Genomic DNA, 22,308 nt, shown 5'->3' with positions numbered 1-22,308 from the left:
TGACCCGCCCCGCCGGGCGCCGCCGGGCTAACGGATGTGGCCGTCGCCGGTGACGATGTACTTCGTCGACGTCAGCTCCGGCAGCCCCATCGGCCCACGGGCGTGCAGCTTCTGCGTGGAGATGCCGATCTCGGCGCCGAATCCGAACTGGCCGCCGTCCGTGAAGCGCGTGGACGCGTTCACGGCGACCGTCGTGGAATCCACCAACTGGGTGAACCGGCGGGCCGCCGCCTGCGAAGTGGTGACGATCGCCTCGGTGTGGCCGGAGGACCAGAGCCGGATGTGCGCCACGGCGGATTCCAGCGACTCCACGACCGCAGCCGCGATGTCGTACGAGAGGTATTCGGTCTCCCAGTCCTCGGGGGTCGCCGCCACGACGGTCGCCTTGGACCCCTCGGCGTATGCGAGCACCCGCTCGTCGCCGTGCACCGTGACCCCGGCCTCCGCGAGAGCGTCCAGGGCGAGGGGCAGGAAGTCCGCGGCGATGTCCTTGTGGACCAGGAGGGTCTCGGCGGCGTTGCAGACGCTCGGCCGCTGCGCCTTGGAGTTGACCAGGATCTCGACGGCCATGGCGAGGTCGGTCTGCGCGTCGACGTACACATGGCAGTTGCCTGTGCCCGTCTCGATGACGGGGACCGTCGACTCCTCCACGACCGTGCGGATCAGGGAGGCCCCGCCGCGCGGGATGAGTACGTCGACGAGGCCGCGGGCCCGCATCAGCTCGCGCACCGAGTCGCGGTTCTCGCCGGGGACGAGCTGCACCGCGTCAGCCGGGAGCCCGGACCCGCCCACCGCGTCACGGAGCACCCGCACGAGAGCGGTGTTCGAGGCGTACGCCGACGAGGAACCACGCAGCAGCACCGCGTTCCCCGACTTCAGGCAGAGCGCGGCGGCGTCGACCGTCACGTTGGGCCGGGCCTCGTAGATGATGCCGACCACCCCGAGGGGCACCCGCACCTGGCGCAGGTCGATGCCGTTGGGGAGGGTGGAGCCCCGGACCACTTCGCCGACCGGGTCGGGCAGTGCCGCCACGTCACGCGCGTCCGCGGCGATGGCGCGGATGCGTTCCGGGGTGAGGGTGAGCCGGTCGACGACCGACTCGCTCGTCCCGGCTTCCCTGGCCTTCGCGACGTCCTCGGCGTTGGCCTCGACGATCTCGCCGGTGCGCACCTCGAGCGCGTCCGCGATCGCCAGCAGGGCGTCGTCCTTCGCCGCGCGCGGGAGTGGCGCGATGTCGTCGGCGGCGGCGCGTGCCCGGTAGGCGGCCTGGGCGACCGGGGACATGTTGTCGTACGGCGAAAGCGTGGTCATGCCCGCAGGGTAATGCGCACGCTGCGGGCATCCGTCACGTATCCCGTGATGCGAGACAGGCGTATCGGTGCCGGTGCACCCGGTCCGGAACGCCCCGTCAGTACGGGTGCACCCCGACGGGGGCGGCCGGCGGCGGTCCGTAGCCCTCGGCGATACGCAGGTGGTACGTCTCCCGGTCGATGACCTCCAGGCCGACGATCTCCCAGGGCGGGAGCCTCGCGCTCGACCGGTGTTCGCCCCACAGCCGCAGCGCGACCGCCGCGGCGTCGTGGAGGTCCCGGGCCTCTTCCCAGTAGCGGATCTCCGCGTGGTCGTTGGCATACCGGCTGGTCAGCAGGAACGGGTGGTCGTGCGCCAGCTGCTCAAGCCCGCGTCTGACCTCCTTCAGCGGTGTCTCGCTGCCGGAGACGCTGAGCGTGATGTGCCACAGCTTGGAGCGGGTCAGTTCCTCGTCCTTCACCACCGGTTCCTGATCGGTGGTCTGGTCGGCGGGCGTGCCGACGAAGTCGGCTCCCGCCCCGACGCTGCTCAGGGCACGGCTGCCCGTTCCGCGGGGCAGCGCCCCCGGGCGCGCTCGTCTCACCGGCGGCCTCCTGTGAATGTGTAGCTGTGCTGACCCCTCTGTGCCCCCGTGACAAAGTTGACCAGCCCGGGGCCGGGTGTGGGGCGGTTTTCGTGAAGGTCTCCGCCCGAAGGCTGGACTTTCAGCCGTTTCAGGGGGCCGGGCGGGGCGTGAGGACGACGAGATCGTCCCTGTGTACGACTTCCCGCTCGTAGGCGGGGCCCAGCTCGCGCGCGAGATCGCGGGTGGACCGGCCGAGCAGCTGGGGGATCTCCTTGGCGTCGAAGTTGACGAGCCCGCGGGCGACGGCGCGGCCCGCGGGGTCGCGCAGTTCGACCGGGTCCCCCGCGGAGAACTCGCCCTCGACCGCGGAGATCCCGGCGGGCAGCAGGGACGTACGGCGCTCGACGACGGCACGCACGGCTCCGTCGTCGAGCGTGAGGGCGCCCTGCGGGGTGGAGGCATGGGCCAGCCAGAGCAGCCGGTCGGCCGAGCGCCGCCCGGTGCGGTGGAAGTACGTGCCGGTGTCGCGCCCCGCGAGGGCGTCGGCGACGTGGCTCGCCGAGGTGAGGACGACCGGGATCCCGGCGGCGGTGGCGATCCGGGCGGCCTCGACCTTGGTCACCATGCCCCCGGTGCCGACACCGGCCTTCCCGGCGCTGCCGATGGTGACGCCTTCGAGGTCGGCGGGTCCGCTGACCTCCGCGATCCGGGAGGTGCCCGGCGTGCTCGGGTCGCCGTCGTAGAGGCCGTCGACGTCGGAGAGGAGCACGAGGAGGTCGGCGTGGACCAGATGGGCGACGAGCGCGGCAAGCCGGTCGTTGTCCCCGAACCGGATCTCGTCCGTGGCCACGGTGTCGTTCTCGTTGACGACGGGGAACGCGCCCATCTCCAGGAGCTGGTCGAGCGTGCTGTAGGCGTTGCGGTAGTGGGCGCGCCTGCTGGTGTCGTCGGAGGTCAGGAGCACCTGTCCGACCCGGACGCCGTAACGGGCGAAGGACGCGGTGTAGCGGGCGACGAGCAGCCCCTGGCCGACGCTGGCCGCGGCCTGCTGGCGGGCCAGGTCCTTGGGCCTGCGGACGAGTCCGAGGGGGGCGAGACCCGCCGCGATGGCTCCGCTGGAGACGAGGACGATCTCGCGCTCCCCGCCGCTCCTGACCTTGGCGAGGACGTCGACGAGCGCGTCGACCCGGTCGGCGTCGAGCCCTCCTGCGGCGGTGGTGAGCGAGGAGGAGCCGACCTTGACGACGATCCTCCGGGCATCGGTCACGCCCGGCCTGCGCTCACCCCCGGAGGGTGTGCGGAGCGCGCCTTCGGGCACCGCGGCGGCCGCTCGTTCGGATTCCCTTGCCCCTGACACGTACGCCCGTCCCCATCACGTCGTCCTGCTCGGTTCTCCTCAATCTACGCGAGGGGGCGGGACCGGCACCGTGCCGTCTCAGCTGCTGTCGCGGCACAGACGTCCCTGCGGAGACAGACCGCTCGGGGTCACGCATCGGCATGCCCCTGAATGGAGCCATTTACGTAATCTCCACCCGCCATTCATAGGGCTACCCTCTATTGCGTGACAGATGAACTCTCCCGCCAGAGGCGCATTCTCCTCAGATCGGGCAAAAGCCCCTTCGATGTAGCTTCGCTCGAACAGTCCCTCGACAGAGATGTCTTCGCGACCAACGCGGGCAACCTGATCTTCAGCGATGCGTCGCACAAGATTCTGACGACTCCACGGGCAGAGGTCTTCTCCAACGGCATCCGCACGGATCCATCGGCGGCCGACCGCATAAACGAGGAGTTCGACGTCTTCGTCGTCCCTCTGGCGAACGCCTTCCGCCCGACGTTCGAGCGGCCCCTGAAGCGGATGACGCAGCTGATCAAGAAGCTGCGCATCCCCGTCGTCGTCCTGGGCGTCGGCGCGCAGGCCGACCTCAAGTACGACGCGACCCGGCTGAAGGCGATGGAGCCGACCGTCAGGGAGTTCGTCACCGAGGTGCTCAACCGCAGCGCCTCCATCGGCGTGCGGGGCGAGTTCACCGAGCAGTACCTCAAGAACATGGGCTTCCGGGACGTCGAGGTCATCGGCTGTCCCTCCATGTTCATGAACGGCGAGACGTTCACGATCGACAAGAAGTCCGAGTCGCTCACCGCGGAATCCCGCATCTCGGTGAACGGATCGCACAGCGCCGTACGCTCGCACGGCCTCGACGCCATCATCCGGCAGGCCCACCAGCGCTATCCGCACCTGCGGTTCGTCGGGCAGAACCTCCTCGAGGCCCAGCTGCTCCACTGGCGGGAGACGTCGAACCCCATCGGCGCGCAGACCTCGATGCCCACCCACCCGTCCCACCCGATGTACCAGGAGGGCAAGGTCCGGCTCTACGTCGACCCGGCCACCTGGATCGACGAGCTACGCGCGTTCGACTTCTCGTTCGGTTCGCGCATCCACGGGAACATCGCGGCGCTGCTGGCCGGCGTCCCGAGCACCGTGCTCTGCAGCGACTCGCGGACCCTGGAGCTCTGTCGCTACTTCGGGATTCCGCACCGCAAGATCTCCGAGACGCCGAAGAACATCGACCCCGCCGAGCTCTACGAGGCGGCGGACTTCAGCGAGCTGGTGAACGGCCACAAGGAACGTTTCCTCCGCTTCACCGGCTTCATGGAGAGGAACGGCCTGGAGAACACCTTCCACCACGGCGACAGCGGGAAGGCGTTCGACGCGCAGCTGTCCAAGCTCGCCCTTCCGCCCGCCGTCCGCCCGTGGACCGACGCCGACCCCGGTGCGCTGAGCAGCCGTTTCAGCTTCATGCAGAGCCGGCTGGACGAGCTGACCGCGCAGAACGCCCTGCTGCTCGGACAGCTGGAGAAGAAGACCGGCCGCTCGGTCAACATCAAGCTCCAGGCCGGCGAAGGCCCCGCCACATGGCCGTCCGCCTACCGGCGTGCCAGGCGTGTGGTGGGGCGCCCGGTCCGCAGGCTGCTGCGCCCGGAGTAGCGGGGAGTACGTCCGCCGCCTTCCGCGCGTGTCCCCAGGCCTGGGCCCGGGGGCACGCGCGGACCCGTCTCCGGGTCAGCGGGCGCGCAGTTCTCCCCGGAAGGAGACGCAGTCCTCGTAACGGGGCAGCAGCCCCTGCTGCTCCGCCTCGGCCAGTGTCGGGGCCTGTTCGTCCTTCGGGGAGAGCAGCGGGGCGATGTCCTCGGGCCAGGCGACCGCGAGGTCGGGGTCGAGCGGGTTGATGCCGTGCTCACGCTCGGGTGCGTAACCCTCGGAGCAGAGGTACACCACGGTGGCGTCGTCGCTCAGGGCGAAGAACGCGTGCCCCAGCCCTTCGGAGAGGTACGCGGCGTGATGGTCCACGTCGTCGAGCCGCACGATCTCCCACTGCTTGTACGTCGGGGAGCCGACACGGATGTCGACGATGACGTCGAGGACCGCGCCCCGGACGCACTTGACGTACTTCGCCTGGCTCGGCGGCACATCCGCGTAGTGGATGCCGCGCAGGGTGCCGCGCTTGGACACCGAGCAGTTGGCCTGGACGAGGCTGAGGTCCTGGCCCGTCGCAGTACGGAAATCGGCGCCGCGGAACCACTCGTGGAAGCTGCCGCGGTCGTCGGGGAACACCTTCGGCTCGTGAACCCAGGCGCCTTCGATGGACAGAGGTCGCATACTTTTCTGCTTCTTTCTCAACTGGCTTGAACACGCTTCCGGGGCACGCCCGCCAGGCGGCCGGAGGCCGGCCCGTGGTCCGGGCGGACGGGCCCTCAGCCGAACAGGCTGCGCTTGAGCCGTCCTGCCACCCGGCTGGGGAAGGAGGTCTTCTTCCTGGGGGCGGCGACGGGCTTCGCGGCGGCGGCCTTCGCGGCGGCGGCGGCCGACGCGGGGCTCGGGGTGCCGGCGGCTCCGGTGGTGACCGTGCCGTCGTCCGCGATCAGGAGGGCGGTGGGAAGCGGGGTCCACCGCGGCTTGCCGCGCTTGGCCGACGGCAGCCCCAGTCCCATGTCCCAGGTGTGGCCCGGGAGCAGACCGGCCGGCAGCTCCGCGGTGAGCACGGCGCCCTTCGCCTGCGCGGTGAGCACGCCCTCGGTACGGACCGCCGCGACACCCGCCGCCTTGAAGCGCAGGGCGACGGTCCCGGTTTCCGCGGCAGGGTCCACGAAGACGGGGAGCGGCAGCTCGACGCGTCCGTCACCGACCACGACGTCCTCCGGGGCGAGCACCCGCACGTCCCGGTCGATGCGGCTGGTGGAGAGGTCCACGTCGAGCGAGAGGTTGCCGTGGGGCTCGGTCCAGTAGGGCAGGACCACCCGGTGCGGAGAACCGCTCAGGGTACCGCGCCGCCCCTCCTCGACCTGGTCGGAGCGCACGGATCCCAGCCGGGCCTCCTTGGTCCAGCCGCAGGAACTGATCCGGACGAGTATGTCCCAGATGCCCTTGCCGAGGGGTGCGCCGTTGGCGGCGGTCTCCGGGTCGATCGTCGCGGTGGCCCGCAGTTCCTGCCGGAACGTGGCGTCGTCCCCGCCCGGAATCCGCTCCCTCGTGAAGTCGACCGGCTGGAAGAACTCCGCGGCGGTGGACCGTTCGCGCACGACCAGGTCGACCTTGGACCTGTCCACGGGCGCCAGGGTGCTGACACCGAGGGCCTCGATCGTGGCCAGCGTCTCCTCCGCGAGCGGCGGGGCGAGCAGGTCCTCGCCGCCCTCCGAGCGGAAGGTCATCGGCAGTCCCGACACCTCGTACTCGGCGGTGAAACCGACCTTCAGCGAACCGCCGTCCCAGCCGAGGCTGTCGAGCCGCCCGACCGGCTTGATGCCGGCCTCCCAGCGCGCCAGTTCCTCGATGTCGGCGAGGCGGTCGTCGGCGACGAGCGCCGCGACTATCTGCTGGGTGGGCTGCATGCCGGCCGCGACGCCCGGTCCGAAGCGCTCGGTGACCACGCCGCGGATCTCGGTGAAGATCTCCTGCCGGTAGTCCTCCGGAAGGCTCAGCAGCCGGTTGCCCCGCAGCCGCTCGACCATCTCGTTGCGCAGCCAGCGGCGGAACATGCTGTCCCGGAGCTTGCCCGGTTCCGTGTACTGCTCCACGATGTCGAGCGCTTCGCGGAGGTTGCCGTAGTAGCCGACGGGGTCGAAGCGCTGGAAGCCGGCGTTCGAGGCGTCCTCGCGCTTGATGTGGTAGTAGCACAGGTAGTCGCTGAGGACCGAGATGTTCGCGGCCCGGAGGTAGGTCTCGACGACGAAGACATGGTCCTCGAGGCGCCTGCGGCCCTCACGGAACCTGATGTTGTTGCTCTCCAGGAACTCCCTGCGGAACATCTTGTGCGGCGTCAGGCTGTCCATCAGCGGCGCGTCGGAGACGCTGGCTCGCGGACGGTTGACGCGGAAGAGCTCGACGGGGACGGGACGGCCCTTGCCCGCCATCTTGCCGATGACGACGTCGGCGCCGTTCTCCACGCCGTAGCGGTACATCCGCTCCAGCGCCTCGTCACCCAGCCAGTCGTCGTTGTCGACGTACATGACGAACTCGCCCCGGGCCGCGGCGGTTCCGACGTTGCGGGGCTTGCCCGACCAGCCTGAGGACTCCTGGTGGATGACCTGGATGTTCGGGTGCGCGGCGGCGATCTCGTCCAGGCGGGCAGGGGTGGCGTCCGTGGAACCGTCGTCGACGAAGATCGCCTCGTACTCGTCCTCCGGCAGGCTCTGTCGCAACAGTGAGGAGATGCAGTCCTCGATGTACTCACCCGGGTTGTAGACGGGAATGACGACGCTGACCTTGACGGACATGCAGAACCTCATTTGATGATCAGGGAAAGTCGGCGCCGTATCCCACCCGGGACGCCCGCCCGCCAGAATATATCGAGAGCGAAGATGCCTTGCGCGACACAGGCGCGGTGATCAGGCACGGACAGTGAGTAACTGAACAGTGGATAATGAAAACCTTGCCGTCGGGCACCGAAACCGCTCAGCGATTATCGCCGCCCGACGGACTCCAGGAATGGGCACCGGTCACCCGGCGCACGATTTCAGCTCGTGGCGCCTTCCTGGCTGTAGCGCTTTTTGAGCACTCGCTTCTTGTTCGTGCCTTCGGCGTTCTTGCCCTTCTCGATGATGACCAGGTTGTGGTAGAAGTGCATGCCCACAATGTTGAGATCGCTGTAGGACGGCTCGTAGTCGGCGTCCACGAACTCCTCGTAGTTCAGGCCGTCGGCAAGCCTTTTCAACATCGACATGCTCGTCTTCGGGTCATCACGGTCCTCGCTGCCCTGCCATTCCGGCCAGTACGAGGTCTGGGTGTCCTCGACGGCGTAGATCCCGCCGTCGCGGAGCAGCGGGAAGAGCGTCTCGAACGTCGTGAGGATGTGCGGGCTGAGGTGGCTGCCGTCATCGATGATGACGTCCAGTGTGCCCACCTTCGCGGCGACACCGACCAGAGATCCGGGGTCCGACTGGTCACCGATGAAGGTCGTGATCCGGTCCTCGTCGACGAACGACTTGTCCTGGATGTCCATTCCGTAGATGCGCGCGTTCGGGAAGAAGTGCTTCCACATACGCAATGAGGCGCCGCCCTGACCCGCCCTGCTGTAACCACCTACACCGATCTCCAGGAGATTGATGGAGTCATCCTTCAGATGCTGAAGGTGCCTCTGGTAGTGCTGCGCATACCGGTGGGTCCCCCATTTGTCCGTCCTGAAATGCTTGGCGAGCTTGCAGAGGTCGTCCGCGATCGCATCGATTCCCACGGGTGCGGCGGGGCGAGGAGCAGGAGTGGGCGCACCCGCGAATTTCCGCCGGTAACGGCGCAGTCGCTTCCACCCCTCCTCACCGACAAGTTTCCTGACCATCCTCTTCGCAGCCGTCTGTGTTGCCATGATACGGATCCCCTTCCGTGTGGAACACTGCGCAGGCGTCACAGCGGAGAGTGTGGCACCCGAGGCCGGGCGGAGCCGTGCTTTCAGGCTTCCGGGGGCGCGGATTCGTTTCGTCCGGCCTCACCGGACCGAGAACGGCCTGCGCACCGAAAGCCCTTTCGTACCGTGTCGACCGGCCTGATTGGCAGTGAACCTACTGTGTCCGGGCGACGCACGGCAATCATCAGATGTTCAAGGCGTTCCGTGCAGGGACGGCAGGGCTTCGGCCAGTGCCTCCCGCCAGTCCCTGATGGGCTCGATACCGGCCCGCGTCCAGCGGTCGTGCCCCAGCACGCTGTACGCCGGACGGGGCGCGGGCCGCGCGAACGCCGCGCTGGTGGTCGGGCGTACACGCTCGGGATCAGCGCCCAGCCCCTCGAAGATGGCCCGGGTGAAACCGAACCAGGTCGTCTCGCCGCCGCTGGTCCCGTGGTAGACGCCGGCCGGTGCCGTTCCGGCCAGCGCCCCCTGTCCCAGGCGTACGAGGCGGTCGGCGAGGTCTGCGGTCCAGGTGGGCTGACCGCGCTGGTCGTCCACGACGTCCAGGGTGTCCTTGACGCCTTCGAGCTTGATCATGGTCCGGACGAAGTTGCCTCCGCCCGCTCCGTAGAGCCAGGCGGTCCTGACGACGTATCCGGTGCCGGGCAGCAGCGAGAGCACCGCCTGCTCGCCGGCGAGTTTGGTACGCCCGTACGCGCTGCGGGGACCGGTGGGGGCGTCCTCCTGGTAAGGCGCCCCGGCCACTCCGTCGAACACGTAGTCGGTGGAGACCTGGAGCAGGACGATCCCGTGCTCGGCACACGCCTCGGCCAGCAGACGCGGACCGTCACCGTTGATGCGCAGCGCCTCGTCCTCCTGGGCCTCGGCGTCGTCCACCGCCGTCCAGGCGGCGCAGTTGACGATCACAGCAGGGCTGTGCTCCTCGACGGCCCTGCGCACGGCGTCCGCGTCCGTGATGTCCAGGGCCTTGCGGTCCAGACCCACGGCGGACTCGCCGTCCCGGGCCAGCCGGGCCAGGACGTCCTGTCCGAGCATCCCGCCCGAGCCGGTGACCAACCAACTGCTGCTCATTACCGAACCCTGCCTTCTCGTTGTGCCTGTTGCCGTGGCCGCGGGCCGCGTGGGCGAGCCGTCCCACGGCCACGGCAGCCGTGCCGGCCGGCTTCCTCGTCGCCCGGCTGCCGGAATTCCCGCCCGACGGGCTCTACAGCGCCGCCCGGTCCTTCAGCGGCTCCCACCAGGCGCGGTTGTCGCGGTACCACTGCACGGTCGCGGCGAGGCCGGTGGCGAAGTCCGTGCGGGGCTCGTAGCCGAGCTCCTCACGGATCTTCGTGCAGTCGACCGAGTAGCGCCGGTCGTGGCCCTTGCGGTCCTCGACGTAGGTGACGCTGGTCTCCCAGTCGGCGCCGCAGGCCTCCAGGAGCAGCCCGGTGAGCTCCTTGTTGGAGAGCTCGGTGCCACCGCCGATGTTGTAGACCTCGCCGGCGCGGCCCTTCGTACGGACGAGTTCGATGCCCTGGACGTGGTCGTCGATGTGCAGCCAGTCGCGCACATTGGCGCCGTCGCCGTACAGCGGGACGGTCTTGCCGTCCAGAAGGTTGGTGACGAAGAGCGGGATGACCTTCTCGGGGAAGTGGTGGTGACCGTAGTTGTTGGAACAACGGGTCACGCGCACGTCGAGGCCGTGCGTGCGGTGGTACGAGAGGGCGATCAGATCGCTGGACGCCTTGGCCGAGGAGTACGGCGAGTTGGGCTCCAGCGGGTGCGTCTCCGGCCAGGAGCCCTCGTCGATCGACCCGTAGACCTCGTCCGTGGAGATGTGCACGAAGGTCTTGATGCCGGCCAGGTGCGCGGCGTGGATCAGGGTGTGCGTGCCCACGACGTTCGTACGGACGAATTCGGCTCCGCCGTCGATGGACCGGTCCACGTGGGACTCCGCGGCGAAGTGCACCACCTGGTCGTGCTCGGACATCAGCTTGCCGACCAGTTCGGCGTCGCAGATGTCGCCCTGCACGAAGGCGAAGCCCGGGTGGTCACGGACCTCGTCGAGGTTGGCCGGGTTGCCGGCGTACGTGAGCTTGTCGAGAACCGTCACGGCGACATCGCTCGGCCCCTGGGGGCCCAGCACGGTACGGACGTAGTGGGAGCCGATGAATCCGGCCCCGCCGGTCACCAGGATGTTGGTCGTCATGAAGAGATCTGCACCTTGCTGTGGTCACCGAGCACGAGCCGATGGGCGGACGGATTGCGGGGCGCGGGCGTCACTTCGACGTCCCGGCCGATGAGCGACGCCTCGACGCGGCGCACACCGGAGATGGACGCGCCACGCAGGACGATGGAGTATTCGATCTCGCTGTCCTCGATCCGGCACCCCTCCGAGACCGAGGTGAAGGGGCCCACGTAGGAGTCGCTGATGACCGCGTCGGCGCCGATGATCACCGGGCCGACGATACGGCTGCTGGTGACCCTGGCACCTGCCTCGATCCGGACCCGTCCGATGATCTCGCTGTGTTCGTCGACCGTCCCCTCGGTGGCGGCCTTCAGCGTCTCCAGGACGGAGCGGTTGACCTCCAGCATGTCGGTGACGTTGCCGGTGTCCTTCCAGTACCCGGAGATGACCGTGGAGCGGACGTCGCGCCGCTGGTCGATCAGCCACTGGATGGCGTGGGTGATCTCCAGCTCGCCGCGCCACGACGGCTCGATCGAACGCACGGCCTCGTGGACGGCCGGGGTGAAGAGGTAGACGCCGACGAGCGCCAGATCGCTCTTCGGCTCCTTCGGCTTCTCCTCGAGGGACGCGACCCGTCCTTCGGCGTCGAGCTCCGCGACACCGAAGGCCGTCGGGTTGGGCACCTTGGTCAGCAGGATCTGGGCCTCGGGCCGCTCAGCGCGGAACTCCTCGACCAGTCCGGCGATGCCGCCGACGATGAAGTTGTCACCGAGGTACATGACGAAGTCGTCGTCCCCCAGGAAGTCACGCGCGATGAGGACCGCGTGCGCGAGGCCACGCGGTTCGTCCTGCGGGATGTACGTGACGTCGATACCGAGGGCGGAGCCGTCGCCGACGGCCTCGCGGATCTCCGGCGCCGTGTCACCCACGATGATGCCGACGTCCGTGATCCCGGCCTCGGCGATGGCTTCCAGCCCGTAGAAGAGGACGGGCTTGTTCGCCACCGGAACCAGCTGCTTGGCAGACGTGTGCGTGATGGGGCGAAGACGTGTGCCCGCCCCACCGGAGAGTACGAGAGCCTTCACGTTGTCCCTGTCCCGATGCTGACATGTAGGTCCCTTGAGGGACCATGAATATTTTGTGAGTTTAACTCTGCGTTGCCCACAGTTCCGCCACCAGGCGCCCAGGTGGACGCGAACGACCCCACGGGTGCGGCGAGTGGACTACGGGGCGGGGCCACGGCGTCAGCCGGTACTCAGGCGCGCGCACCAGCCACGGAGCTCCCTGCGCAGCCGCCGGACGACGCGCCGCGGCACGGACGGCCGCTCCAGCCCCGCCCTCGGGATGCGCTTCGGCCTCGTGACCCGGTCGCTGCCGTGCCAGTCGGGCACGGTGACCTGGTAGTCGGCGTCCCGGAGTCCCGCGTCCTCGTCCCGGAAGTGGGGGTAGGCGAGGAAGAGCTTGTCGCCCTTGTCCGAACTGACCAGCTCCGGGACCTTCTTGGCCTGGACGAACCGCAGTACGTCGGCCAGCAGGTCGAGGCGGCCCCGTGCGACACAGGCGAGCCTCAGCCGCTCGGCCACCTTGATCCGGCGGGCCACACCGTCCGTCCAGTAGCTCCGCATCAGAGGAGCCGCGAGTTCCATCTTGTGCCGCTGTTCGTCCTCCGGCTGCTTCAGGAGGCCGGGGCCGAACTGCTGGAGCATGCCGACCGTGAAGGGCCTGATCATGAGGAGGTCGCGCTTCGGTCCGGCCGGCTCCAGCCGGTGGATGAGCGCCATCATGGCTTCCATCGCGTCGAAGCGCAGGACGTAACTGCCGCGTTTGGTGGCGTGCTTGCCGTCGGTGCGGCCGACGAGGTGGTAGCAGGTGCAGTCGGCGACGACGGAGACTCCCGCACCCCGCAGATACGCCTCCATCGTGAAGAGGGCGTCCTCGCCGGTCTTGAGCCGTTCGTCGAAGCGCAGGCCGATGCGCTCCAGCAGCTCACGCCGGAAGAGCTTCTGCGCACTGAGGGTGTAGATGACCTTGGAGCGGTGGACGTCGACCCGCGCCTCGGTCCGCGACCACATCGACTTGGGCGCCCCCCTGTTGACGCCGACGACCTTCCCGAGCACCACGTCCGTACCGGCCCGGTCGCCCATCGCGACCATCCGCTCCAGGGCTTCCTCGCCGAAGTAGTCGTCCGCGTCGAGGAAGAAGACGTACCGGCCGCGGGCCAGACCGAGCCCGACGTTGCGCGGACCGCTGGGACCGCCGGAGTTCTCCTGGCGGACCACGCGCATCTCGATGGCGGTCCGGGCGGCGAACTCCTCCAGGTACTCCCCCGTACCGTCGGTGGATCCGTCATCGACGGCGACGATCTCCATGCGCCCGGCCGGAAGCGTCTGCGCCTCGACGGACTCCAGGCAGCGGATCAGGTACGGCATCGCCTCGTAGGCGCCGATGACGACGGACACATCTGGTGCAGTGCTGCTCATTTCTCCCCGGTTCACGCATAAACGTATCAATCAGGAGAAACGATGGAACGACGGTATCCGCCCCGTTCCCTGCACGGACACGCCGAACGGCCCGTACGTTCCCCTCCCTGAGGAGGAGACGGACGGGCCGTTGCGTAGGTTGCGTCGCGAACCGGACGACTTTCGAACAACTGAATGACAGCCGGATCACACCTGGTCGTCAGCTGCGCATCCGGCTGCCCGCGTCACGTTCTGCCGGCAGCCGGGCAGTGCGTGGTCAGCGGATCGACGAGGGACCGGCACCGATCCCCGCGTCCTCGTCGTCGGGCGTGTCGGGATCGACTGCCGCCTCGGCCTCGGCGACGATCTCCGCCGTCCCGTCCCCGGCTCCGCTGGACGCGGCCTCGAGGTCGGGCAGCGGCGCGGGCACCTGCTCGCCCAGCCGCTGCGCGACGCCCGCGTTGCGGGCCTCGGCCTTGGCGGCGAGCGCCTGCACGGCGGCGTTGAACTGCTCCATGGAGGTGGGCTCGTCCGGACCCAGCAGGTAGCTCTTCAGCTCATGCCGGGCGTCGGCCAGCGTGTCGGCCGCCGGATCGGCGACGGCACGCAGCAGCTCGTCGATCTCCTTCGCGCTGTTGGAGAGGATGACGGCCGCCCGTACGGCGGTGTTCTGGCGCTTGAACTCCTCCGCGCCGAGCTCCGCCGAATCGGTGACCGCGTACGGCTTGCCGCTCGCGATGAAGTCGGAGACCACGCTGGAGATGTCCGAGACCATGGCATCGGACTGGTTGAAGCAGTCGTACAGCTTCGGCTGCGAACCGGTCACCGTCCTGTGCTCCCACCAGCCGAAGGAACGCCAGTAGGCGTCGTTCCACTCGGCCCGCAGGGTGGCGATCGCGGCCTGGCGGGCCGGGTCGGCCAGCGCCAGCCGGGAGTCCTCCGACTCGTCGCCGCCGACCCTGGCGGGCTTCGCGAGGTCCGCCAGGCGGGCCTCTACGTCGACCAGCTCCGCCTTGGCCGCGCGCTGCCCGTCGGCGGCCGTGGAGGCCTCCTGCACCCAGCGCGGGTCGGCGGCGCGCTCCTGCGTGGCCTTGGCGATCATCGCCTCGATCCTGGCGTTGACGGCCTTGGCCTTGGCGCTGCGGATACCGGTGAAGGGGTGCGGCTTGTAGATGACCCGGACCGGGCTGTCCGCCTTCAGCAGCCGGCGGACGATGTTCTCACCGGCGAGGAGCAGCGACGTGTTGCCCGGGTTGTCGTCCCAGCCCTCCCAGGTGGGGGCGTACAGCACGGTGGGAACGGGGTTGCCCGTGGTGCCGGTCCAGCTCTTGATCGGCGCCAGCTGCGGCCGCCCGACCTCGACGATGTCCTCGTCGCGGATGCCGACATCGGCCAGGGCGTAACGGTCGCGGCCCGCACGGCCCGCCGTCCACACCTCGTCGTACACCTTGGAGTACGGGTTGACGCTGGCCAGCTTGTCGCTGTCGCCGTGGCCGATGAAGACGTGCTTCATCGTCGGGACGCGCAGCATGTGGATGTTCTTGCCGACGTTGGCCGGATACAGGCACACCCGGACGGTGGAGAGGTCCAGGTTCATCAGGTGGGTACCGGCCGGCACGCAGACCACGGGCACGGACGTGTCGGCGAGCTGCGCCACGAGATTCCGCTCGCGCATGACGATCAGCGGGCGCCCCTCGACGGCCGCCATGGTGTCCAGCCACATGTTGCCCTGGTAGGCGGACTCGCTGGAGCCGGAGAAGTAGAGCACGACGGTCGGCTGGTACTCGCCCAGCCAGGTGTCCAGGGCCTTCAGCACGGCGGGGGCCGGGGGCACCTGCCGGTTCCGGCGCAGGTACGGGACGAGCAGCGCGTTGTAGCCGAGGGCCAGCAGCAGCGTCGCGGCGGCACCGGCGTATCCGATGACGTCCTCGCCCGTGCCCGCGGCGATCAGGATGCCCACCACGGCGGGAAGGTCGAGGTGGAGCATCTTCTCGCTGGCCCGGTGCAGCAGCGGGCGCGGCGGGCCGTCCGGGATGCGGACGGCGTGCAGGTCCACGTTCCGGGTGACGATCGGCAGGGTGCGGCGCAGACGGATCAGCGTCGTCAGCGCGCCGTGCGGCGCCTGCAGACCGTAGAAGAGGAGGAAGCACGCGACAGCCGCGTAGAAGAGGGGCTCCTGCGAGAGGTCCAGCCGGGCCAGGAGCAGGATGATCATCAGCTGGCGGAGCAGGAAGCGGATGGACAGCCCCGCCCGCACCTTTCCGAGCCTGTTGACCAGGTAACTGCCGCGCTGGTGCAGGTACCAGTCCGCGATGTACGTGACAGCCGTGGCCGCCGCGAAGAACCAGATATCGGGGAGAAGAGCGGCGATCATGACGCAGGGGTAACCCAGCATCATCAGTATCGCTGCCGCCAGTTCTGACCGACTGCCCACACGGGCCAGGCGGATGGCTGTCGAAATCACGAAGAACCTGCTCCAGGGGGTGCCGGTTGTTTCACGTATTGAGGGAAATGTGAAGGTGCGGCTTCACGCACTCGGGCCTCTGCAATCACCGAACGGTGATTACAGAGGCCCGAAAAGCACTTTTGTCAAGAATTATTACACATCTTCTTGACGGTCCAGAACCGAGGCCAGCGCCTGCTCGAATCCCGAAGCCTCGGTGACATCACGGGTCGGGTCCTGCTGCCGTACGTCGATGACGTGGCCCGTCATCGCGGACAGGAGAACGTCGAGCGAGGTGCGCGCCACGGCCTCGGAGGAGAGCAGCGAGCCCTCCGGCTCCTGGCCGAAGGCCTTGGTCCGCATGGGGGTGGCGGTGCGCTCCGGATTCACACAGTTGACCCGGACGCCCTCGCCCGCCCATTCGTCGGCCAGCGCCTGGGTGAGGTTCACCATCGCGGCCTTGGTGGAGGAGTAGAGGCTGTATTCGGCACGGCCCCGGGTGTAACTGCTGGAGGTGTACAGGAGCAACTGCCCCTGGGTCTCCGCCAGGTACTTGTACGAGGCACGGGCGATCTGCACGGGCGCCAGGTAATTGACGTTCAGCGCTTCCTGGATCGTCGTGTTGTCCGTCTCGGCCAGCTTGCCGATGCGCAGGACGCCCGCGGTGTTGATGACGTAGTCGATGCGGCCGGTCTCGGCGTAGGCCTTCGACAGCGCGTCGTCGATGTGCTCGGGGTTCTCCACGTGCGTACCGGTGGTGGAGCGGCCCAGGGCGTACACGCTGGCGCCGTACTGCTCGGCCAGTGTGGCGATGTCGGCGCCGATGCCGTACGAGCCGCCGAAGACGACCAGGGTCTTGCCCGAGAGCAGGTCCCGGTAGGCGGCCTCGTCGGCCTGGCGGGGGGCCGCGGTGGAGGCCAGCTGGAAGAGCTTGTCGGTGATGAAGACGTCGACCGGCTGGGTCACCTTCATGTTGTACTCGTCGCCCGCGACCACGTAGATCGGCACGTCGGGGAGGTACCGCAGGACGACCGAGCAGTCGTCGGTCGCCTGGAAGTTCGGGTCGCCGGCCGCGACCTCGTACGCCTTGCGGATCGTGGACAGCTTGAAGGCCTGCGGCGTCTGGCCGCGGCGCAGCCGGGACCGGTCCGGGACGTCGGTGATGAACTCGCCGTCCTCGCCGTGGGTCCGGGTCACGATGATCGTGTCGGCGGACGGGATGGCGACGTCGACCGCCTGGTAGCGGTCGAGGGCGTCGACGCAGTCCTTGATGACGCGCTGCGACAGGAGGGGACGGACCGCGTCGTGGAAGAGGACGTTGCGGTCCTCACCCTCCGCGAGCCCTTCGCCGAGGGCCGCGATGGCACGCTCGGTGGTCTCGTTCCGGGTGTTGCCACCCTCGATGACCTTGATGACCTTGGTCAGCCCGGCCTTGGCGACGATCTTCTCGACGTCCGGCACGAAGCCGGGCGCCATCAGCACGATGACATCGTCGATGCCCTCGGCGTTCTCGAAGATGCTCAGCGTGTGCTCGATGACTGCCTTACCGGCGATCTTCAGCAGCTGCTTGGGGATCGACAGGCCTACACGTTGGCCGGTCCCACCGGCGAGCACGACCGCTGTGGTCCGGGGCTTGGCTTCATGCGGCACAGACACAGACGACCTACCTTGCGATGACAGGGGGGAACAGTGTGATGGTCGCACTCTCCGCGACCGTCTCGCAAGGTGGACGTTTACTGCCACTCACCCTTGGGAAACGTGCAGTTCACCCCCCAGCCAGGCAGATTGCCCGTCCGAGGCCCCGGTGTGTGGTGACGGACCCCACAGATGTGTGACGCAATCTGCACATGAGCGGCCGCCGCGGACCTGTCACCTGGCACGTTCCCGGGTGGGACCGGGGCTTTCCGTACGGTCGTGCGGGACTCGCGAGCCCCGCACGACCCGTACGGGAGGGCCTAGAAGGGGTCGAACTCGTCGTACTCGCGCTGCGCGTCGTCACGCTCGGTGTCGCGGTCCCGGCGGCGCTGCGCGGCGGGGCGCGGGGCCTCCAGGCGGTGGTCCTCGCCACGGCGGCCCAGCATCTCCGCGCCGGCGGCCATGGTCGGCTCCCAGTCGAAGACGACCGCGTTGTCCTCGGCACCGATGGCCACGCCGTCGCCGGCCTGGGCACCCGCCTTGCGGAGCGCGTCCTCGACGCCGAGGCGGTTGAGCCGGTCCGCGAGGTAACCGACGGCCTCGTCGTTGTTGAAGTCGGTCTGACGGATCCAGCGCTCGGGCTTCTCGCCCCGCACGCGGTAGATGCCGTCGTCCTCCACGGTCACCGTGAAACCGGCGTCGTCGACGGCCTTGGGCCGGATGACGATCCGGGTCGACTCCTCCTTGGGCTTGGTGGCCCGCGCCTCGGCGATGATCCCGGCGAGGGCGTACGAGAGCTCGTTGAGGCCCTTGTGCGCGATGGCCGAGACCTCGAAGACGCGGTAGCCGCGTGCCTCCAGGTCGGGGCGGATCATGTCGGCGAGGTCCTGGCCGTCCGGGATGTCGACCTTGTTGAGGGCGACGATGCGCGGGCGGTTCTCGAGGCCGCCGTACAGCCGCAGCTCCTCCTCGATCATGTCGAGGTCGGAGACCGGGTCGCGGTCCGACTCCAGCGTCGCGGTGTCCAGGACGTGCACCAGGACGGAGCAGCGCTCGACGTGGCGCAGGAACTCCAGGCCGAGGCCCTTGCCCTGGCTGGCACCCGGGATGAGCCCCGGGACGTCGGCGATGGTGTAGACGGTCGAGCCCGCGGTGACGACGCCCAGGTTGGGGACGAGGGTCGTGAACGGGTAGTCCGCGATCTTCGGCTTGGCCGCGGAGAGCACCGAGATCAGCGAGGACTTGCCCGCGCTCGGGTAGCCCACGAGCGCGACGTCGGCGACGGTCTTGAGCTCCAGGACGATGTCCCGGCTCTCCCCCGGCTCGCCGAGCAGCGCGAAGCCGGGCGCCTTGCGGCGGGCGGAGGCCAGCGCGGCGTTGCCGAGGCCGCCGCGGCCGCCCTGGCCCGCGACGAAGGTGGTGCCCTGGCCGACCAGGTCGGCGAGGACGTTGCCCGCCTTGTCGAGGACGACGGTGCCGTCGGGGACGGGCAGCACGAGGTCCTGGCCGTCCTTGCCGGAGCGGTTGTCACCGGCACCGGGCTGGCCGTTCGTGGCCTTGCGGTGGGGGTGGTGGTGGTAGTCGAGCAGCGTGGTGACGGCCTGCTCGACGACGAGGATCACATCGCCGCCGCGTCCGCCGTTGCCCCCGTCGGGGCCGCCCAGCGGCTTGAACTTCTCACGGTGTACGGAGGCCACGCCGTGGCCTCCGTTACCCGCGGCGGCATGCAGCTCGACGCGGTCCACGAAGGTGGTCATGGTGGGTGCCTCCAGGTACTGCGGAAAAATACGGGAATGTCTCTTGACGTAACGCGCCGAGGGCGGACCCGCTTCCCCGGTTACCGGGAAAGCTGAGATCCGCCCTCGGAAGGTGCTGTGTCGTTCGGTCGTCGCCTGACTCAGGCAGCGACGGGAACGATGTTCACGACCTTGCGGCCACGGTGCGTACCGAACTCCACCGCACCGGCGGTCAGCGCGAACAGCGTGTCGTCGCCGCCACGGCCGACGCCCGTGCCCGGGTGGAAGTGGGTGCCGCGCTGGCGGACCAGGATCTCACCGGCGTTGACGGCCTGACCGCCGAAGCGCTTCACGCCGAGCCGCTGAGCATTGGAATCGCGCCCGTTCCGAGTGGACGATGCGCCCTTCTTGTGTGCCATGTCTCCTCAGTCCCTTACTTCGCAGCCGCGGGGATACCGGTGACCTTGATCGCCGTGTACTGCTGGCGGTGACCCTGGCGACGGCGGTAACCCGTCTTGTTCTTGTAGCGAAGGATGTCGATCTTCGCGCCCTTGTGGTGGTCCACGATCTCGGCCTGGACCTTGATGCCGTCCAGAACCCAGGGGTCGCTGGTCACGGCGTCGCCGTCGACAACGAGCAGGGTCGAGAGCTCGACCGTGTCGCCAACCTTGGCGGTGGGAATCTTGTCAACCTCAACGATGTCGCCGACAGCAACCTTGTGCTGGCGACCACCGCTGCGCACGATGGCGTACACGCGGATCTCTCTCTCACTCGGAACGGATCCCCTGATGCCAGCCGCCCGCGCGGGCCGGGGCCCACGACAGTCCGGAAGGATGAGCGGCCTCCCCCGGGGACGGATCACCGGGAGGGATGTGCTCAGGGGGTAGGCGCACAGAAACACGCCGAGGGTCAAGATTACGGGGCGGGGACCGGGGGGTCAAACCGGGTGCCGGGCGCCGACTCCGCCCGGGCGGGACCCCTGTGGCGACCGTACGCTTTGTCCTGATCCGCTCCGCAAAGGGTTCCGCCCGGCGAAGGGTTCCGCCCCGCAAAGGGTCCGCCCGGCGAAGGGTTCCGCCCCGCAAAGGGTCCGCCCGGCGAAGGGTTCCGCCCCGCAAACGGTCCGCCCGGCGAAGGGTTCCGCCCCGCGAAAGGTGCTGCACGTGAACTACAGGGTCCAGCCCACCGCCCAGGTCGACGGGAGCGCCGAGATCGGGGACGGCAGCAGCGTCTGGGACCTCGCCCAGATCCGCGAGGGGGCCAGGCTCGGCGAGGGCTGCGTGGTCGGGCGCGGGGCGTACGTGGGTGCGGGGGTGCGGATCGGCGACAACGTCAAGCTGCAGAACTACGCCCTGGTGTACGAGCCGGCCGAGCTCGGTGACGGTGTCTTCGTCGGCCCCGCCGTGGTCCTCACCAACGACCGCAACCCGCGCTCCGTCGGCCCCGAGGGCCGGCAGAAGCGGGGCGGCGACTGGGAGGCCGTGGGTGTGACGGTGGCCGAGGGCGCCTCGCTCGGCGCACGGTCCGTGTGTGTCGCGCCCGTGCGGATCGGCCGTTGGGCCATGGTGGCGGCGGGTGCCGTCGTGACCGAGGACGTCCCGGACTTCGGTCTGGTCGTGGGTGTGCCGGCCCGCAGGATCGGCTGGGTGGGGCGCAGTGGTGTCAGGCTCGTCGAGCGGGCGGACGAACCGGGCGTCTGGGAGTGCCCGCGGACCGGCGCACTGCATGACGAGGCCGGTGGTGCGCTCACGGAGCGCGCCGCCCCGGCGCTCTGACGCGGGAGGCCCGGGGCAGGCCCCCGGGGGAGGTCAGCCGCCGATGACCACCCGCCGTACGCCCTTCCAGCGGTCCGGGTCCGTCGTACGGCGGCCGTCGACGAGGACGCGGACGTCCGGCAGGGTGTCCGCGGACAGCTCGCGGTACTCGGGGTGGTCGGTCTGGAGGATCGCGGCCGTCACGGCCTGGTCCTCGTGCGGGACGAGGCCCTGGGCCCTCAGCTCCTCGGGTTCGTACAGGGGGTCCGACACGAAGGGCACCGCGCCGCGCTCCCGGAGCGCCTCGACCACGCCGAAGACTCCGGAGAAGGCGGTCTCCTTGACGCCGCCGCGGTAGGCGGCGCCCAGCACGAGGACCCCGGCGCCCTCCAGGTCGCCGTAGGCGGCGGCCAGCAGGTCGACGGCGTAGCGGGGCATCGCGGCGTTGGCGTCGCGGGCCGCCTGCACGACGGTCGCCTGCGGGTCGTTCCACAGGTACATCCGCGGGTAGACCGGGATGCAGTGACCGCCGACGGCGATGCCGGGCCGGTGGATATGGCTGTAGGGCTGGCTGTTGCAGGCGTCGATGACCTGCTCGACGTCGATGCCGTGCAGGTCGGCGAAGCGGGCGAACTGGTTGGCCAGACCGATGTTGACGTCCCGGTAGGTGGTCTCGGCGAGCTTCGCCAGCTCCGAGGCCTCCGCCGTACCGAGGTTCCAGACGCCGTTGCGGCGGGGCAGGTCGTCGCGCTCGTCGAAGTCGAGCACGGTTTCGTAGAACTCGACGCCCCGCAGCGTCGACGCCTCGTCGATGCCGCCGACGAGCTTGGGGTATCGCCGCAGGTCGGCGAAGACCCGGCCGGTCAGGACCCGTTCGGGGGAGAAGACGAGGGGGAAGTCGCGCCCCGGGGTGAGCCCGGACCCCTCCGCGAGCATCGGCGCCCAGCGCTTACGGGTGGTGCCGACCGGCAGGGTGGTCTCGTAGCTGACGAGGGTGCCGGGCCGCAGTCCCGCGGCGACGGCCTTCGTCGCGGCGTCCATCCAGCCGAAGTCCGGGGTTCCCTCGGCGTCCACGAACAGCGGGACGACGACCACGACGGCGTCGGACGCCGCGACCGCGGCCGTGGTGTCCGACGTCGCGGAGAGCAGGCCCGCGCCCACCGTCTCCTCCAGCTTGACGGCCAGCTCGTGCTCGCCGGGGAACGGCTCGGCAGCCGCGTTCACCAGACCGACGACTCGCTCGTCGACGTCCGCCCCGATGACCGTGTGGCCCTTGGCGGCGAACTGCACGGCGAGCGGGAGCCCGATCTTGCCGAGGGCGACCACACAGATGTTCATC

Annotated in this window: 18 protein-coding genes; 2 read left to right on the top strand and 16 right to left on the bottom strand. The window is 69.2% G+C overall.

Going from position 1 to position 22,308, the window contains the following annotated elements; genetic code table 11:
- Nucleotides 1-27: 27 nt before the first annotated feature.
- The 3 genes from ACIRD8_RS00135 to proB all read right to left on the bottom strand — a co-directional run bounded on the left by ACIRD8_RS00135 (nt 28) and on the right by proB (nt 3,143).
- Nucleotides 28-1,311, bottom strand: coding sequence for a glutamate-5-semialdehyde dehydrogenase (locus ACIRD8_RS00135; RefSeq protein ID WP_403984362.1), 1,284 nt, complete (start codon nt 1,309-1,311; stop codon nt 28-30).
- A 97-nt stretch (nt 1,312-1,408) separates the two neighbouring features.
- Entirely contained in the window at nt 1,409-1,894 is a 486-nt protein-coding gene (locus ACIRD8_RS00130) for a hypothetical protein (protein WP_403984360.1), read from the bottom strand.
- A 130-nt stretch (nt 1,895-2,024) separates the two neighbouring features.
- A complete protein-coding gene (proB, locus tag ACIRD8_RS00125) occupies nt 2,025-3,143 on the bottom strand; it encodes a glutamate 5-kinase (protein ID WP_403984358.1) in 1,119 nt (372 codons plus the stop codon).
- Between the two features lie 294 nt (nt 3,144-3,437).
- Here proB and ACIRD8_RS00120 point away from each other — a divergent pair, with 294 nt between their 5' ends.
- Entirely contained in the window at nt 3,438-4,862 is a 1,425-nt protein-coding gene (locus ACIRD8_RS00120; protein ID WP_403984356.1) for a polysaccharide pyruvyl transferase family protein, read from the top strand.
- A 75-nt stretch (nt 4,863-4,937) separates the two neighbouring features.
- Here the strand turns inward: ACIRD8_RS00120 and rfbC are convergent, their stop codons facing one another.
- The 12 genes from rfbC to rplU form a co-directional block, all read right to left on the bottom strand.
- Nucleotides 4,938-5,534 (bottom strand): dTDP-4-dehydrorhamnose 3,5-epimerase, encoded by a 597-nt coding sequence (gene rfbC, locus ACIRD8_RS00115; RefSeq protein ID WP_403984355.1) that lies wholly within the window; start codon nt 5,532-5,534, stop codon nt 4,938-4,940.
- Between the two features lie 95 nt (nt 5,535-5,629).
- The gene (locus ACIRD8_RS00110) at nt 5,630-7,648 is read right to left on the bottom strand and encodes a glycosyltransferase family 2 protein (protein ID WP_403984353.1); all 2,019 of its coding nucleotides are present in this window, start codon (nt 7,646-7,648) and stop codon (nt 5,630-5,632) included.
- 239 nt (nt 7,649-7,887) lie between these two features.
- Nucleotides 7,888-8,733: a hypothetical protein gene (locus ACIRD8_RS00105; protein ID WP_403984351.1), complete on the bottom strand. Its 846-nt coding sequence runs from the start codon at nt 8,731-8,733 to the stop codon at nt 7,888-7,890.
- Nucleotides 8,734-8,964: 231 nt separating this feature from the next.
- Nucleotides 8,965-9,843, bottom strand: coding sequence for a dTDP-4-dehydrorhamnose reductase (rfbD, locus tag ACIRD8_RS00100; protein WP_403984349.1), 879 nt, complete (start codon nt 9,841-9,843; stop codon nt 8,965-8,967).
- Nucleotides 9,844-9,976: 133 nt separating this feature from the next.
- Nucleotides 9,977-10,963 (bottom strand): dTDP-glucose 4,6-dehydratase, encoded by a 987-nt coding sequence (gene rfbB, locus ACIRD8_RS00095; RefSeq protein ID WP_403984347.1) that lies wholly within the window; start codon nt 10,961-10,963, stop codon nt 9,977-9,979.
- Nucleotides 10,960-12,027 (bottom strand): glucose-1-phosphate thymidylyltransferase, encoded by a 1,068-nt coding sequence (locus tag ACIRD8_RS00090; RefSeq protein WP_403984346.1) that lies wholly within the window; start codon nt 12,025-12,027, stop codon nt 10,960-10,962. The genes rfbB and ACIRD8_RS00090 overlap by 4 nt, the downstream gene beginning before the upstream one ends.
- A 159-nt stretch (nt 12,028-12,186) precedes the next feature.
- Complete coding sequence (locus ACIRD8_RS00085; protein WP_403984345.1) at nt 12,187-13,422, bottom strand: glycosyltransferase family 2 protein; 1,236 nt, start codon at nt 13,420-13,422, stop codon at nt 12,187-12,189.
- Nucleotides 13,423-13,678: 256 nt separating this feature from the next.
- A complete protein-coding gene (locus tag ACIRD8_RS00080; protein ID WP_403984343.1) occupies nt 13,679-15,775 on the bottom strand; it encodes a hypothetical protein in 2,097 nt (698 codons plus the stop codon).
- A 225-nt stretch (nt 15,776-16,000) separates the two neighbouring features.
- Nucleotides 16,001-17,500: a D-ribitol-5-phosphate cytidylyltransferase gene (locus ACIRD8_RS00075; protein WP_403984341.1), complete on the bottom strand. Its 1,500-nt coding sequence runs from the start codon at nt 17,498-17,500 to the stop codon at nt 16,001-16,003.
- 299 nt (nt 17,501-17,799) lie between these two features.
- Entirely contained in the window at nt 17,800-19,236 is a 1,437-nt protein-coding gene (gene obgE, locus ACIRD8_RS00070; RefSeq protein ID WP_403984339.1) for a GTPase ObgE, read from the bottom strand.
- A 140-nt stretch (nt 19,237-19,376) separates the two neighbouring features.
- Nucleotides 19,377-19,634, bottom strand: a complete 258-nt coding sequence (rpmA, locus tag ACIRD8_RS00065; RefSeq protein ID WP_014045902.1) for a 50S ribosomal protein L27 — start codon at nt 19,632-19,634, stop codon at nt 19,377-19,379.
- A 14-nt stretch (nt 19,635-19,648) separates the two neighbouring features.
- Entirely contained in the window at nt 19,649-19,969 is a 321-nt protein-coding gene (gene rplU / locus ACIRD8_RS00060; protein WP_018551604.1) for a 50S ribosomal protein L21, read from the bottom strand.
- A gap of 409 nt (nt 19,970-20,378) precedes the next feature.
- Between rplU and ACIRD8_RS00055 the strand changes: the two genes are divergently transcribed.
- Nucleotides 20,379-20,990: an acyltransferase gene (locus ACIRD8_RS00055; RefSeq protein ID WP_403984337.1), complete on the top strand. Its 612-nt coding sequence runs from the start codon at nt 20,379-20,381 to the stop codon at nt 20,988-20,990.
- A 33-nt stretch (nt 20,991-21,023) separates the two neighbouring features.
- Here the strand turns inward: ACIRD8_RS00055 and ACIRD8_RS00050 are convergent, their stop codons facing one another.
- Nucleotides 21,024-22,307 carry a nucleotide sugar dehydrogenase gene (locus tag ACIRD8_RS00050; RefSeq protein WP_403984335.1) on the bottom strand — a complete coding sequence of 428 codons (1,284 nt, stop codon included), beginning with the start codon at nt 22,305-22,307 and terminating at the stop codon, nt 21,024-21,026.
- Between the last annotated feature and the right edge of the window lies 1 nt (nt 22,308).

The organism is Streptomyces sp. NPDC102451 (assembly GCF_044765485.1).
Classification (GTDB): Bacteria; Actinomycetota; Actinomycetes; order Streptomycetales; family Streptomycetaceae; genus Streptomyces.
The sequence above is the reverse complement of the archived record's forward strand: the minus strand, read 5'-3'. Positions and strand labels throughout refer to the sequence as shown.

Bases quoted from the DNA above. Each gene is read 5' to 3' on its own strand.
- rfbC (WP_403984355.1), bottom strand. From the start codon at position 5,534: ATGCGACCTCTGTCCATCGAAGGCGCCTGGGTTCACGAGCCGAAGGTG.
- ACIRD8_RS00135 (WP_403984362.1), bottom strand. From the start codon at position 1,311: ATGACCACGCTTTCGCCGTACGACAACATGTCCCCGGTCGCCCAGGCC.
- ACIRD8_RS00085 (WP_403984345.1), bottom strand. From the start codon at position 13,422: ATGAGCAGCACTGCACCAGATGTGTCCGTCGTCATCGGCGCCTACGAG.
- ACIRD8_RS00050 (WP_403984335.1), bottom strand. From the start codon at position 22,307: ATGAACATCTGTGTGGTCGCCCTCGGCAAGATCGGGCTCCCGCTCGCC.
- rfbD (WP_403984349.1), bottom strand. From the start codon at position 9,843: ATGAGCAGCAGTTGGTTGGTCACCGGCTCGGGCGGGATGCTCGGACAG.
- obgE (WP_403984339.1), bottom strand. From the start codon at position 19,236: ATGACCACCTTCGTGGACCGCGTCGAGCTGCATGCCGCCGCGGGTAAC.
- rfbB (WP_403984347.1), bottom strand. From the start codon at position 10,963: ATGACGACCAACATCCTGGTGACCGGCGGGGCCGGATTCATCGGCTCC.
- ACIRD8_RS00110 (WP_403984353.1), bottom strand. From the start codon at position 7,648: ATGTCCGTCAAGGTCAGCGTCGTCATTCCCGTCTACAACCCGGGTGAG.
- ACIRD8_RS00080 (WP_403984343.1), bottom strand. From the start codon at position 15,775: ATGATCGCCGCTCTTCTCCCCGATATCTGGTTCTTCGCGGCGGCCACG.
- rpmA (WP_014045902.1), bottom strand. From the start codon at position 19,634: ATGGCACACAAGAAGGGCGCATCGTCCACTCGGAACGGGCGCGATTCC.
- ACIRD8_RS00105 (WP_403984351.1), bottom strand. From the start codon at position 8,733: ATGGCAACACAGACGGCTGCGAAGAGGATGGTCAGGAAACTTGTCGGT.